Source organism: Chloroflexota bacterium, assembly GCA_014360905.1.
Taxonomy (GTDB): domain Bacteria; phylum Chloroflexota; class Anaerolineae; order UBA2200; family UBA2200; genus JACIWX01.
Window position 1 is genome coordinate 98,138 of the sequence record JACIWW010000003.1, and the last position, 14,582, is coordinate 112,719.

At 53.0% G+C, this 14,582-nt stretch carries 10 protein-coding genes; all 10 read right to left on the reverse strand.

What is annotated here, in order from left to right:
* Positions 1–77 precede the first annotated feature (77 nt).
* Complete coding sequence (locus H5T67_02305; GenBank protein ID MBC7244153.1) at positions 78–2,861, reverse strand: glycosyltransferase family 39 protein; 2,784 nt, start codon at positions 2,859–2,861, stop codon at positions 78–80.
* 7 nt (positions 2,862–2,868) lie between these two features.
* Positions 2,869–5,274, reverse strand: a complete 2,406-nt coding sequence (locus H5T67_02310; protein MBC7244154.1) for a hypothetical protein — start codon at positions 5,272–5,274, stop codon at positions 2,869–2,871.
* Positions 5,264–6,457 (reverse strand): glycosyltransferase family 4 protein, encoded by a 1,194-nt coding sequence (locus H5T67_02315; GenBank protein MBC7244155.1) that lies wholly within the window; start codon positions 6,455–6,457, stop codon positions 5,264–5,266. The genes H5T67_02310 and H5T67_02315 overlap by 11 nt, the downstream gene beginning before the upstream one ends.
* The gene (locus tag H5T67_02320; protein ID MBC7244156.1) at positions 6,454–7,464 is read right to left on the reverse strand and encodes a glycosyltransferase family 2 protein; all 1,011 of its coding nucleotides are present in this window, start codon (positions 7,462–7,464) and stop codon (positions 6,454–6,456) included. The genes H5T67_02315 and H5T67_02320 overlap by 4 nt, the downstream gene beginning before the upstream one ends.
* 15 nt (positions 7,465–7,479) lie before the next feature.
* Positions 7,480–8,244, reverse strand: coding sequence for a TatD family hydrolase (locus H5T67_02325; GenBank protein MBC7244157.1), 765 nt, complete (start codon positions 8,242–8,244; stop codon positions 7,480–7,482).
* Positions 8,244–9,671, reverse strand: coding sequence for a phosphoglucomutase/phosphomannomutase family protein (locus H5T67_02330; GenBank protein ID MBC7244158.1), 1,428 nt, complete (start codon positions 9,669–9,671; stop codon positions 8,244–8,246). Before H5T67_02330 ends, H5T67_02325 begins: the two co-directional genes overlap by 1 nt.
* Positions 9,672–9,763: 92 nt before the next feature.
* A complete protein-coding gene (gene gmd / locus H5T67_02335) occupies positions 9,764–10,741 on the reverse strand; it encodes a GDP-mannose 4,6-dehydratase (GenBank protein MBC7244159.1) in 978 nt (325 codons plus the stop codon).
* 89 nt (positions 10,742–10,830) lie between these two features.
* On the reverse strand, positions 10,831–11,817 hold the full coding sequence (locus tag H5T67_02340) for a GDP-mannose 4,6-dehydratase (GenBank protein ID MBC7244160.1): 987 nt from the start codon (positions 11,815–11,817) through the stop codon (positions 10,831–10,833).
* Between the two features lie 215 nt (positions 11,818–12,032).
* The gene (locus H5T67_02345; protein ID MBC7244161.1) at positions 12,033–13,298 is read right to left on the reverse strand and encodes an adenosylhomocysteinase; all 1,266 of its coding nucleotides are present in this window, start codon (positions 13,296–13,298) and stop codon (positions 12,033–12,035) included.
* A gap of 31 nt (positions 13,299–13,329) precedes the next feature.
* Positions 13,330–14,535: a methionine adenosyltransferase gene (locus H5T67_02350; GenBank protein ID MBC7244162.1), complete on the reverse strand. Its 1,206-nt coding sequence runs from the start codon at positions 14,533–14,535 to the stop codon at positions 13,330–13,332.
* Between the last annotated feature and the right edge of the window lie 47 nt (positions 14,536–14,582).

Consider the following 14,582-nt stretch of genomic DNA (forward strand, 5'->3'; position numbering starts at 1 on the left):
TATCTTGCCCCATGTGTGCTGCCTGCACTGATATTAGCACAAGAATGGCGTGCAAGCAACTGAGATGTGCGAAGATGCTATGGCGAGCTTTGTAGCGTAGTGAGGATCGCATGGTCTCTGGTCTGTCCACTCTGTTGAACACTAAGGCGTTGTGCACCCCGTTCATCGTAGAGCACAGTGATCAATGTGTAGTGGCCAGGACTCGCTGCTGGAGCAATGGTCAAAGCGTGCTCATCCGCGATGATTTCTCCTGGCAGCCAAGCTGTGGTTGGGTAGCTCCAGCGAGCTGGGATGCTGTCGTCCTGTGCGGTGAGGCGTAGATCGGCGGATAACATTTGCACGCTCACTTTGTAGCTAGTTGTAATGGGTTGCGTGGCCTGCCAATAAAGCGTGACGGTAATGGTCCTTCCCGGTTGAACAGCAGGAGCTTGCAAGTCATAGCCCAGCAAGGTAATGCCCTGTTCGAATTGTGCATTGAGCGTTTGCTGCATGGTAGGCATGTTGTAGCGATGTTCGCGAGGCGCAATATGCAGTGCTGTCAAGGCGATGAGCCTCTCTTCGGTACCAACTTGCAAGCTATATTCTCCTCCTGACAAATCGGAAGGGATTCCCAGATGATAGATTGCACGATTGACTTCTCCTGGTCGCCAGTGTGTGGTGAGGTGCCCAGGCACGATGGGTTTTTCCATTTCCCAGGCCACCCTTCCCCGGCTATCCAACAGACGAAACACAGCCGTGTGATCCGCGCGTGGCGTATCCGTGCATTGCCACCATAAGGTCAAGGAAAGAGTATCTCCATGGCTATACGTTATCCTTGGTGGGTCGAAGCCCAATAGTTGCAGATTATCGCCTAAATCGGCCTGGAGAGGATTTCTGACTTCAGCAGGGGATGGGGTCACATCTGCCTTGGATAAAGCGAATTCTTCCAAAAACAGGGACTGCCCCAACGGTGTGCCATTGGCATCTACCAAATCCAGGTTGCGTTTGGATTCTGGGTCCAGGACTTTCAAATATACTCGGTAGGTGAGTGGCGGTAGATCGTTGAGGAGAGTGACATCAATGCGGCCACGGATAGGCGTATGCAAGGGCCACACAGGCGGCAGGAAATAGGGGGTACTCAGTGCTTGATCTCGCCGCAAATATTCAGTGCCATCCTGATCCTGAAAGCTCAAGGTCACGCTGTAGTTACGCTCCAAAGGTTGTGTTGCTTGCCAATAGATGACATAATGAAGCCTTCCGCCATCTCGTTTGAAACGATCAAAGCCAAGACAGGCAAGACCAGGTGCAAAGCCAGCATCCGTGTGGATTTGTGGTTGAGGATAGGCGACAATGGGTTGGTCATAATCCAGGATGTCGAAAGCACGCAGCCAATAACCGAAGAATTGTTTCCCGACACTGACCTCGCGGCCAACTCGAAGCAATTCTGTAACAACCATATCCGTAGGGTCGGCAAACTCGTGGTGCCAAAGGATAAGCCAGATTCGCCTCGGACGAGTCTGCAGGATTCTATTGAGGACTTCTGCGGCTCCGGCAAAGTCTTGACCAACGTGCAAGCCATACCAGGGAGCGGTTCCACGATAATAATATTGCAGTGCATAAGGAGCGTATTCAACCAGCAGCAAAGCATCGTTGGGTTGCGCATGCTCGGTGAGGTAAGCAGCCAATCCGCGTACATCGTCGCGCGGGTTTTCGCGCGCCTCGGTGACAGCGATTGCAGAGCGTAAGGACAGGATGATTGTAGCGAGAGCCAGCACGGCAAAGAGCGCACGTGCGAGAGGCGATTTTTGAACCAGCAAAACATGGAGAACGAGAGCAGAGCAGATATAGAGCGGTGCCGCGGCGACAATGGCATAGCGTGTGGCGAACTTGGGTACAATGGCAACAGCCGCATAGGTGAGCAGCAAAGGGATAAGGAAGGTTAGAAATACCAAGGTACTGCGGCGTACAGTTTCTGAAAGATGGAACCCACTTCGTCGCACCAACCGTGCTAGAAAAATAATACCCAGGATCGCGATCAATAACCCCCAACGCAGCGAAACGCAGGGCAAGAACATGCTCCAGGCGCCTTGTAAGAACTGCATTGGGCGGATGCGCGTGGTAACCCAGTAGTCGGGCGAAAGCAATAGGCGCCCCATTTGCAGATACGCCGGGCGAAGCCAAGGTAAGTATAAGAGGCCAGCTAGGAGAGTGCATAATCCTGTTTGCTGTAACGCTTTGCGTTCGAGGAATAAAGCGTAGAGAATGAACGAGGATACGGTGAACACGGAGAAGTACTGCGTGTAGAAACTTGCCCCCAATAAACAAGCAAATGTCAGCCACCATCTGGTGGAAGCGGCGCGCGTGGCCCTCAGGAATGCCCAGGTTGTGGCCAGGGCTAGGGTAGCAGCGAGGCTGTACATGCGCGTTTCTTGTGCGTAAAAGGCGATGAATGGTGAAAAACCAACGATGGCAGCAGCGAACGCACCTGCAATAGTCCATGCGATAGTTTTGTTCTCCCGGCCTTGTATTTCCTGGACTACAGCGAAGGCGAGGGGTATCAGGAGCACCGCAGCCAACATCGAGGGCATGCGCACGGCAAACTCGCTCTTTCCGGCCAACTTCATCCAAGCATGGAGCAATAGATAATACAACGGAGGGTGCAGGTCTTCGTAAATTAAGGTGTGTATCAACTGAGGCACGGGCTTGGCCGCGAAAAAAACACTGAGTCCCTCGTCGAACCAGAGGCTTTGTTTGCTCAGCGTGCGCGCATACAGGGCGAAAACGCACAGAATCAGAGCAATAACAATGAAAGCTCTGAACAGTTTGTTTGCTGTACTTGTTTTGTTTCGTTTGCAGTCTTTTTGCTCTTTGTTTAATTCCATGTCAAGGCTATGGCACCACACGTACCTGCGTGAGGACAACATGGTCAGTCAATAGCTGCCCGACGTTGTCCAATACCCATAATCTCTGCAGGGTTTCAGCCAAATAGAGGCCAACGTGGATAGAGTATACTCCATGTGAGCCATCCACGGGTATATTCAATTCATAGTCATCTTTAATGACGGCTTTGGGTTGCCAAGATGATGTCGGAGCATTCCCATGTTGTGGCCAACCGTCCACCTGCGCCACGCGCTCTCCGCTCTCCGAGAGAAGGTGAATGAAGACGCTGTAATTCTCTCGTATGCTCTGCAATGCTTGCCAGTATAAAGTGAGGTGAAGGGTTTCGCCGGGTTTGACCGCTCTTGGGTCGAGGTGATAGCCAACCAGAGCGATTTGGTCGCCAAAATTGATCTGCATTGGATTGGGTATTGCCCCTTCCCAGGCGGGCAGTATGGTCAGAGTGTGAAAGCGCGCACTGTCACCCAGAACTTGCCCCTGGGCTGTTTGGGCGGTCAAGCGTTGCTGCGAAGCGTGCTCGTACAGCCCGATTTCTAACTGTGCTTCATCTGGTGTAAAAGCAGTGACAGGCACGCCCAGTATGTACGGATCAGCGAATTGCTCACCGGGTTTCCAGTGAGTCGTAGGACACATTCCCAGGCACGGATACGCATCTCGCTGGGCTACGATCAGGTCGTGCTGCCCGAGCAAATGGACAAAAACGGTATAGTCTTGAGACAAGGGCTTCAGGCACTGCCAGTAGAGGGTGACATGGAGCACATCACTGGGACGCAATACGTCTTTATCAACCATGTATGCCAATAGTTCAACTTGGCTACCAAAGCGGATATGGAGTGGCACTGCTTCTGGTGGAGGCTCACTGCTTTGCGGCTGGGCATACCGCGCGACCCGGCGCTGATAAACGGTCACTGGGCTACCCCAGAAGCGCTTGTCTTCGAAAATCTGCACTGGCGTGTAGGCAGCCTTGAACCATTCGTCGGCGCGCAGGTCATAAGAATAGAGCGGGTTCACACGCGTTAACACGACATAATCTGGCTGGTAGTACAGCAGGGCCCACTGGATGTTGCCACTTTGGAGCGCTTGTGCTACATCAGGGCGAAGCAAACCTAGAAAATCCACCATGGTGCGCTCTGCGTAATACCCGATTACTCCTACTTCAGTTACGCCAATGACCGCATCCTCTGGCGTGTGCTTCTTTAGCCATTCCCCGACTTGCCGATACACCTCGATTTTGGCCTCTGGCAATATTTTATAGACTTTGGATTCAGGTGGCACAAGGCCGGGGTTCTGCAGTGCATGATATATCTGCGTGTTGGATGTGAATTGTGGCAGAAGCAATAGCAATGCCAGAACAATTGTTACAGCCACTTGGAGGGGCCGTGTATCATTAACTACCAGTCCAATCCGCATAGCTATCGCTACCAAGCCAAGCGCTGCCAAAAGGGTGAGAGTAGGCACTAGAGGGGTGTAGTACCAGTGATATGGCGCAACTCCCAGCAAGACATAGCCAGCAAAGTAGAGCACAGCCCAGAATAGCATCGGCCAAAGCCATTTTTCGCGTCGTATAGCCGTGAGGAGTCCTACACATATGCAAAAAGCGAAGACAAGGTACAACTTGCTTTGTAACAGATGGGCCTCACCTAGAATCCGTGCTCCTTCTGGGAAAGTGGTATGGGCGTAGAATCCGGTGACGCCCAGCTTGGTTTGCGCAGACTTGGCAGCCAATGTTACGGGAAAGGGAGAACCAAAGGATGATGTTAGATAGATGAGCAATGGAGCGCTGAGGAGCAGATAGATGACCAGAGGACGCCAAGGAACGTAGCGTTTGGTGACGATATGATGCAATCCCAAGGCAATAGCGGGTAAAATCCCATCTCCGCGAGTAAGCAGAGCCAGTGCCAATAGCGCAGCGCAAACGGCCAAGCGGTTTTCAAAGTAGAAGTAAAAAGCACCCAAAATCAGAGCCAGATAGAAGGCTGTCTCAAAACCGAGACTAAGCCATTGCAGAGGCGCGGTAATGTACAGGACGGCTGCTACGATTCCGGCCCAACCTACTCCGCGCGATTTGCATAGCAAGTAAATGAAGCACGCACCGACAAAAAGAGCAGTGACGCTAATCCAATTGCTCAGCGCAGGGATATTGTCTGTGAACAATGCCCCACCTGCCAGTAGCAAGGCGTAAAGCGGAGCAGTGGTGCTCAGCACACGCTCGTGTGGGTTGTACACCAGACCCAGGCCGGAACGCAGGTTGCGTGCATAGCGATAGGTGACAAAGGGGTCATCGAAGGCAACCTGACCTAGGCAAAGCCCAAGAACCAGAGCCAGTGCCAGCAAACAGAGAATAACCCTACAGTTTTTTGCCTTTGGTAGCCAATTAGGTGTCAACCTATGTCCCAACCAGTTTCTCATATACTTGCGCTGTTTGGGTAGCAATGCGTTCCCAGGTGAATTCTCTGGCCAGTTCCCGTGCACCATGAGCCAACTGGGCACGCCAATCTGGATTTGCGATCAGTCTTTCGATGGCCTCGGCTGTTGCCGCCACGTCGTCCGAAGGAACGAGGAGGATATTCTCCCCATCAACCAAGGTGGTAACGGGCACTCTGGGCCATGTGCTGATAATGGGCAGTCCATGTGCCAGCGCAGCCATGAAACTGCCCCGGCGGTAGGAAGCGCCATCTCGATATGGCAACACACAGATGTCCGCCGCCAGGAAGTTAGCAGAGACTTGCTCGGGCGGTGTGTAGCCCGTCCACAAGATATGGTGCTGCAATCCTAGTTCCTGGCTGAGCGCTTTCACGTGCTCGAAGTAAGCCACGTTCGTTGGATCGCTGTCGCCAACCTGTCCGCCAATCATCAAGAGTTTTGCTTTGTGACCCCGGCGCAGCAACTCAGCCAATGAACGAAACAGCACTTCGCCTCCCTTGCTTTCGTTGAGGAAGCCAAAGTAGCAAAGCAGGGTTTCATCGTCCGCTACACCCAGGCGATGACGCCAAGCAGTGCGGTCATATCCTGGCGGTGGTTGCGGATGGATGTTGCTGCCGATTGGTATCAGATAGAGTTTCTTCGCTTCTCTCGGGATGACAGAGTGAGTGTGCGTGAGTTGTTCGTAGTCCTCGATATTCGTCGCAATAACCGCATCGCTCCAGCGCGCAAGCCATAGATTCACCCATTTCCTCACCACCCCGGCCTTGGGGAAGAGGTATGGCTCACGCAGGTCATGGAAGGTAACTACCACGCGAGGACGTTTCTTGCTCAGATGCAGGCGCAAGGGCAAGAAATTGATCGCCGGGTGCATGGCATAGGCTGCCGTCTGGTATTGAATGTTCAAAATATCGCTGTCAAAAACGCGCGCAATATGCAAGATGTGTCTCCAACTGGTCCAGTTCCATCTGTGAATAATAGGGTACACCACCGGTTCCGTAGTTTCCGAAGCCGCTGGGGTCTGGAGCTGTGCTTTGCGCGACGTAACGACGGCTACCCGATGACCTTGTTCCATCAATGCGCAGCCCAACTGGCGTGTGAAATCGCCTACTCCTCCCTGCATGGGCGGGTACTCACCGCTGACAAAGCAGACCCTCATCCTTGCACCTCGCCTTGTGCGCGCAAGCCGGAGCGCAGAACCCGCAAATAAGCAGCGATGCGCTCACGGCGAAGAGGACGCTTGTGTCCTACTAGCCACTTGAACCCTTCCAGACATAGCTGGTAGACATAAGTTGCTAGGAGGAAGAAGCGCAGTCCTTCGCCAGCGAGCACACCGTGGTGCTTGCGGAAGTAGCGCACTTTGCTGCTTTGGAAATAAATGTGGCGCGCGGGTACTACCTGGCTGCTGCTTTGCCCCTCATGGTGAACTACCTTCGCCCACGGGGTATAGACCACACGCCATCCTGCCGCTTTCAGGCGGCGGCACCAATCGAGTTCCTCGGAGTACATGAAAAAGCCTTCGTCCAGTGGCCCTACCTGCTCCCATGCCTGACGTCGGATAAGCAGGCACGCACCAATTACCCAATCCACCTCTTGTTCCTCATCATCGCTGCGATCCTGGATGTAGTAGCGAGCAAGGACTCGGTTACGTGGAAACCATTGTTGCACTACAGTGCTTTCCAGAAACGCTGTGGCGAGTGTGGGGAAACGCCGGCGTGAGGATTGGACAGATCCATCTGGGAAGAGCAGTTTTGGACCCAAGGCGCCCACTTCTGGATGATGGTCCATGTAGTTGACCATGATAGCCAGAGCATCGCCGAGGATTTCGGTATCGGGATTAAGCAGTAAGATGTATCGTCCGCTGCTATGGGCAATACCGATATTGTTTGCCTTGGTAAAGCCCAGGTTCGATTCATTGACGATCAACTTCGCCGTTGGAAAGCGTTGTCGCACCATGACCGGGCTGCCATCGGTCGAAGCGTTGTCCACGATGATGACTTCGCACTGCAGTGCGTTCTGCCTCTCTGTACCCAGGGTATCTGGCTGTTCTATTAGGGAAGTATAGATTGAGTACAGACAACGCTCTAGCAGCGTCCTAACGTTCCAACTGACAATGACAATGGACAGGTCGGTCATGGTTGGACTTGGCTCTCTCCTATCATACAATAGCCTGGCCCTGATTCATTCTAAGGCAAAAAGGCGTCTGGCATTTTCCGTTGTGATTTGCGCTACGTGTTCAACAGGGATTGCTTTCAGTGCAGCGATTTTGGCTGCGATGAAGCGCACGTAAGCAGGCTCATTGCGCTGGCCACGATAGGGATGCGGTGCCAGGTAAGGGCAATCTGTCTCTATCAGCGTGCATTCGAGAGGCAATTCACGTACCAGGGCCTGCAACCGATGCGCATTTTGAAACGTTACTGGCCCCGCAAGTGATATGTAAAAACCCATTTTCATTGCCTGCAAAGCCATGGTTAGATCGCCGGAAAAGCAATGCAGCACGCCATGCAAATGCTTTGCCTTGTCGCGCAAGATGGACATTGTTTCTACATGGGCTTGCCGGTCATGGATGATGACAGGTTTCCCAACCTGCTGTGCTAGTTCTAACTGGGCGATGAAAATCTCCCTTTGTTTGTCGGCGGGCGATAGGTTGCGGTAAAAATCTAGACCTATTTCGCCAATAGCGACCACTTTTTCGTACGTACTTAATTGTAACAGTCCCACCAGGTCATCCGCTTGGACTTGAGCTGCTTCATGCGGATGTATGCCGATCGCGGCAAAGACGGAGGGATACTGCTGTGCCAACATCACGGCCTGGCGGCTTGAGTCCAAATCAGTGCCCACCGTTACTATAGCGTTCACTCTTGCTGCTAACGATCGCGAGATTACCTGCTCGCGGTCATCTGTGAACTCGCTAGAATCGAGGTGCGCGTGCGTATCTACCAGCATCACAGCCCCACGAGCTTCCTGCCATCGGCCAGTATGGCTTGCACTCTTGCTTTGTCCGTCGTTTCAGTGTAGATGCGAATGAGCGGCTCTGTTCCAGAGAAGCGGATGAGCAACCAGCCGCCATCTTCCAGCATATAGCGGAAGCCATCCATCGTATCTATCCCGGTTACTTTTAGGCCGCCAATTGTGGTTGGTTTGCTATCCTTTACCCGTGCTATTGTGGCAGCGCGTTGCTCTTCGAGCATCGGGATGTCAATTCGGTCGTAGTAGTGGGCACCTACTAAGGAATAGAGGTACTCGATAAGCTGTGAAGGCGATTTCTGTAGTTTAATCATCAGATCAAGCAGGAACAAGCCTGCCAATATGCCGTCCCGCTCTGGGATATGGCCGGCGAATCCAAAGCCGCCGCTCTCTTCACCACCCATGATGGCTCCTGTTTCCATCATCTTGGGTCCCACGTATTTAAAACCTACTGGTGTCTCATACACGGGGATGTTGTACAGCTTTGCGAGTTTGCGCGCCATTGCCGTGGTCGTGACAGTTTTGACGATGGGCCCTCGTTTGCCACGCACTTCCAAGAGGTAGAGCAGAAGCAATGCATAGACTTGCAACTGGTTGATGAACTGGCCATTCTCATCCACGAGGCCTACGCGGTCTGCGTCACCATCCGTGGCTAAACCGACATCCGCCTGGTATTGGGCAACGCCTGCCACCAAAGCCGCTAGGTTGTAAGCGATGGGTTCGGGATTGTGCATGCCAGGGAAGAGGGGATTGCGCACGTTGTTGATCTCGATGACTCGCGTGTTGCCCCCGGCCAGAATGGCAGGGAAGTAGCCTATGCCTGCTCCGTACATAGCATCTACTACCACGGTGATGCCAGCAGCTTTGATCCCCTCTACATCCACCAATGAGGCAATGTGTTTCAAATAGCCGGGTGCGGGATTGAACTTGAGAACCAACTTTTGTTGCAGCGCTTCTTCTAATGGCATACGTTGCACTTGCACCTTGCCGGCCTGGATGTTGGCGATGTTTTCCTCCAGAATGGCAATGACCTCTGGAGAAGCACTCCCGGCGTATTCTGGTTTGACTTTGAATCCATTCCACTGCGCTGGGTTGTGGCTGGAGGTAATGACCACTGCCCCGCCTGCTTTTTTCTCGAGGATGGCATAGGAGATCGTGGGCGTTGGAGCGGCGCGGTCACAGAGGTAAGCACGGATGCCATTGCCAGCCATCACTTCTGCGGTCGCTGCAGCGAAATCCTCCGATGCAAAACGCGTATCATACCCGATAACGATGCCTTTTTCTGCTGCCTCGCTATCTATCAGGTACTTGGCCATCGCCTGGGCACATATGCGCACATTCGCAAATGTATAATCCTCAGCGATGATCGCTCGCCAGCCATCAGTACCGAACTTGATCGTTGTCATCTTGCATACTCCTGTTTCTGAGGTGTTTCTGCTTGCGTAAGCGGAGAATGAGCACAAGACCTCATGCTGCGTAATCGCTTGGCTGTTCCTGTCTATAGATTGTTTTCCTTGCGCAACAAAGCAAGATCAGCATCAACCATCATCTGGATCAATTCTTCAAATGAGACAGTAGGTTGCCAGCCGAGCACTCGGCGTGCTTTGCTGGCGTCTCCGACCAATTGATCCACGTCAGCAGGTCGGATCAGTTCCGGGTCCACGACTACGTGATCCTGCCAGTTTAAGCCAAGGTAGGAAAAAGCCTGCTCGCACAGCTCACGGACGGAGTGCGTTTTGCCGGTAGCCACGACATAGTCATCTGGCTTGTCTTGCTGAAGCATGAGCCACATTGCTTTGACATAATCCCCAGCAAACCCCCAATCACGTTGCGCGTCGAGATTTCCCAGGCGCAACTCGTTCGCCAGACCCAATTTGATCTTGGCAGCACCGTGAGTGACTTTGCGTGTCACAAATTCCAGCCCACGGCGGGGCGATTCGTGGTTGAACAATATACCTGAGCAGGCAAATATGTTATAGCTCTCGCGGTAGTTCACGGTGATCCAATGGCCGTACACCTTGGCTACGCCGTATGGACTGCGCGGATAGAAAGGAGTTTTCTCATTTTGGGGCACTTCGCGCACTTTACCAAAGATCTCGCTGGAGCTGGCTTGGTAGAAACGGATTGTGGGATCCACCATGCGAATTGCCTCTAGCACACGCGTTACGCCTAACGCGGTGAACTCCCCGGTCAGCACTGGCTGTTTCCATGAGATGGGGACAAATGACTGAGCAGCGAGGTTGTAGACTTCATGTGGACGATACTCCCGAATGATGTCTACCAGTGAGCTTTGGTCCAGCAGATCACCCTGCGCTAGAATCAGCTTATCTTGGATGTGTTGGATGCGCTGGAAATTGACTGTGCTGGTACGGCGGACCATGCCAATGACTTCATAGCCTTGTTCCAAGAGGAACTCAGCCAGATATGAGCCATCTTGGCCGGTGACACCAGTGATCAATGCTCTCTTCTTTCCCATGCAACCACCTTCTTTAGTATGTAATAAGTGTCAAGTAATGAGTGAAAAGCGATCAGCAGTATATACGGCTTTATTCTCGCTGTTACTCGCTATTTGGCGCTCACATTGTTGCGCCAATAGTCCAGTATGTCTTTCAAGCTGCGCTCCAATGGGATCTCTGCGCGCCAGCCTGTTCTGGTTCGGAATTTGGTGCAATCGGCGACAATTTCGGGCGTATCGGAAGGGCGCAGGCGCGCAGGGTCTACTTCTATGGTGAGAGGAATCTTGCTGAGTGCGACCAGGTTATTCAGCACCTCTCCGATGGCATAGGAGTGTTCTGCCCCAAGGTTGTAAACCTCACCTGGCTCACCTTTGGAGAGAGCCAGGTAGTAGCCACGCACGATGTCGCGCACGTCGCTAAAGTCACGGCGGGCTTCGAGATTGCCAACGCGTACCACGGGCTCACGCCGTCCCGCTTCAGCCTCGGCGATTTGCTTGGCAAAGTCGGAAGTGACGAAGGCAGGACTTTGCCCAGGACCGATGTGGTTGAAGGGACGCACGCGCACAACCGGAAGCCTGTGACTCACAAAATATTGGTAACCCAGCATGTCTTGAGTTACTTTGCTGACCGCATAAGGGCTATTGGGGCGCAGGGGATTGCTCTCACGTATGGGCAATTCCTCTGGTTTTACCAGACCATATTCGTCGGCTGAGCCCACCACCAAAACGCGTGGAAAAGTGCCCAACGCAATAGCGGCCAGCAGTACGTTCAATTGCCCTCGAATGTTGTTCTCCAGCGTGCTCCATGGATCAGCCCATGAAGCTGGCACAAAGGCCTGTGCGGCGAGGTGAAAGACATAATCGGGCTTTGCCTCGCCAAATAGGGCGGTCAGTTTGGGCAAATCCAGAAGGATATCGCCGATATGCAGTGTCAAGCGCCTTTGAGCATCGCCACCGATTTGCGTACGCAACTGGCTTGCTCGGCCTTCCACCAAATCAAGTCCCCATATTTCCAGGTTGGTGTGTTGCAGCAAATAGGCTGCCAGATGGCTGCCGGCAAATCCGCCGATTCCTGTAATGAGTGCTCTTAGAGCCATTCGCCTCCCTTAGGCCATGGATCAGAGGCCGTGAACCAGCGACCTCCTGTGTCTATTCCTGGGCTACATGTCTGGGAATTATAGCGCAGCTTTGCTCCAAAGTAAAACCGCCCGGCGAAACTGCCTCCGAGCGGTTTTCAAAGGCCCTTGTAAAGCGCGTACATGCCTTGCGCTACGAGTTCTTAACAGAGGCCATCCCAGCGGCTATTGTTGGTTTATGTTCCTTCCTCCCAGGATTCCAGATAGCGCTTTTGTTCCGGTGTGAGTGCATCAACAGTCATGCCCATGGCTTGCAGTTTGAGGCGGGCTACCTCCCGGTCTATGTCCTCCGGGACGCTGTACACGCGCTTTTCCAGAGTGGCGGCATTTCTTACTAGAAATTCTATGCTAAGAGCCTGATTGGCAAAGCTCATGTCCATCACACTAGCGGGGTGTCCCTCTGCTGCTGCCAGATTGATGAGGCGTCCCTCTCCCAGCAAACAAATGGTGCGGCCATCGGCCAATGTGTACTGGTCTACAAATTCCCGTATGCGCCGTTTTTTGATTGCCAGCGATTCCAGCGCTGGTATATTGATCTCCACGTTAAAGTGTCCAGAATTGGCCAAGATTGCTCCATCTTTCATCACTTCCATGTGCTGCCGGTCAATCACATTGATGTCCCCGGTGGAAGTCACAAAGATATCGCCGATGCGGGCTGCTTCCATCATAGGCATGACGCGGAAACCCTCCATGACTGCTTCGAGCGCACGCAGAGGATTCACCTCGGTAACCACTACTTGGGCGCCCATACCCCGGGCACGCGATGCGATTCCCCGACTGCACCAACCATAGCCAGCTATTACGACGATCTTGCCTGCCAACAAGATGTTAGTGGCACGGATAATGCCATCAATGGTGGATTGCCCAGTTCCATAGCGATTGTCAAACAAATGTTTGGTCATGGCATCGTTGACAGCAATAATGGGGTAACGCAAGAGGCCTTTGCTAGCCATGGCCCGCAAACGGATTACACCGGTTGTCGTTTCCTCTGTGCCACCGATGATGTCGCCGAGCATATCCGTATATTCCTTGTGCAACGTGGTGACCAGGTCAGCACCATCGTCCATCGTAATGTGGGGCTTGTGGGCTAGTGCGGATTTGATATGTTCGTAGTACGTTTTGTTGTCCTCGCCTTTGATGGCAAAAGTGGGAATCTCCAAATGGGTGACCAATGACGCAGCGACATCATCCTGAGTAGACAAGGGATTGGAGGCACACAGCGCTGGCTCAGCACCTCCCATTTGCAAAGTACGCATCAGGTTGGCTGTTTCGGTGGTTACGTGCAAGCAAGCAGCAATGCGGATGCCCTGGAGAGGACGCTCCTTGGCAAAGCGCTCGCGGATCAAGCGTAACACGGGCATCTCTCGCTCGGCCCATTCAATACGGGATTGCCCCTTCTCGGCCAATGAAATGTCTTTGACGTCGTACTCTTTATTGCTCATTCTGCTCCTTCTTGGATTTTGCTGGCCTGGTCTACCATACGCTGAATTCGCCAAGCGTCAGGCGTTCGGTAAAGCGGTAGATATTCGCTAGTTCGTTTTCGATTACTTCCTCGACCGGCTTTCGTATGTCTTCCAAATTCACGCCTGGCTTGAGCACCAATTGAGCCGAGGCAATAAGTGGCTTGTCGATGGGCTGGCCGATTTGGCTGCACAGCCAGACGTAGACTTCAGCAATACCCGGCACGTGCTGGTAGATATCGTCAGCGATGAAATGGGTGAGAAATGTGTAGATTTTGCCCACGTGCGCGATTGGGTTCTTGCCTGCCGCAGCCTCAGTGCTCATTGGACGGTTCAGAGCAATCACTCCATTGACTTTGTTCCCGCGCCCAACCTGTCCGCAGTCGCCTCCCTCGGCAGAGGTTCCCAGGACAGTCAGATACATGCCATCTTCGCCACGGCCTTCTACATCCAGTGTGTTGAGGTCAACAATAACCTTGTCAAAGTTGCGCTTTTCCCTGGCTACAAACTGTTCGATCATGGTCTTGATCTCGGCTTTGCGTGCGAAGTAAGCTTTTTCGCTGGGCACGAAGCGGTCTACAAAGGCCATCGCCACCGTGAGGATTAACTCGCGGTAACGGCGGTAGCCCATCACTTTGATGTCTTCGCCCGATTCAGGGAAGGCTTTCTTGAACTCAGGTGAGTTCAGATACCGTTCAGTGGCCAGTACGATGCGCTCAGTCTCTGTGAGCGGGGCATAGCCCACGGCAGCCGATGTGTCATTGGCACCGATGACCTCGCGATCAAAGATGTCCGTCAACTCTGGCGAACCAGGTTTGATTTCGTTTTGGAAGACGATGTGCTGCGTAGGGTCAACAAAGCGCAGGTTCTTGCGCAGCCATTCTTGTGCCGTGGCAACCGCGATTTCCCCAACGGGCACTTTTTTGCCTTTGTATTCATAGATGGCGCGGTCTCCAAAGACTAGGCGCATAGGTTCCTCTACCTTGCCTCCACCGATACGAGGGGAGGTCTTGCCGGCAACAAGTAGCCCTTTATCAATGTTGTGGTGCACTACCCGGCCAAAGCTCTTGACGTACTCCCGACAAAGACTAACCGACACTTCCTCCATAATGGCGTCGCAAATCGAATCGGGGTGGCCAACGCCCTTTCGTTCCACTAACTCCACTGCCTGTGCCTCGACTGGGGTCTTGTCCAGGCTTTCCACAGTAATGTTTCTCATTTTTTCCTCCCTTAATTTGTTAGCTTATATCATGCCTGCTATGTGCG

Coding starts and splice junctions, on each gene's coding strand:
- gmd (MBC7244159.1), bottom strand. CDS start 10,741: ATGGGAAAGAAGAGAGCATTGATCACTGGTGTCACCGGCCAAGATGGC.
- H5T67_02330 (MBC7244158.1), bottom strand. CDS start 9,671: ATGACAACGATCAAGTTCGGTACTGATGGCTGGCGAGCGATCATCGCT.
- H5T67_02350 (MBC7244162.1), bottom strand. CDS start 14,535: ATGAGAAACATTACTGTGGAAAGCCTGGACAAGACCCCAGTCGAGGCA.
- H5T67_02340 (MBC7244160.1), bottom strand. CDS start 11,817: ATGGCTCTAAGAGCACTCATTACAGGAATCGGCGGATTTGCCGGCAGC.
- H5T67_02315 (MBC7244155.1), bottom strand. CDS start 6,457: ATGAGGGTCTGCTTTGTCAGCGGTGAGTACCCGCCCATGCAGGGAGGA.
- H5T67_02325 (MBC7244157.1), bottom strand. CDS start 8,244: ATGCTGGTAGATACGCACGCGCACCTCGATTCTAGCGAGTTCACAGAT.
- H5T67_02345 (MBC7244161.1), bottom strand. CDS start 13,298: ATGAGCAATAAAGAGTACGACGTCAAAGACATTTCATTGGCCGAGAAG.
- H5T67_02305 (MBC7244153.1), bottom strand. CDS start 2,861: ATGGAATTAAACAAAGAGCAAAAAGACTGCAAACGAAACAAAACAAGT.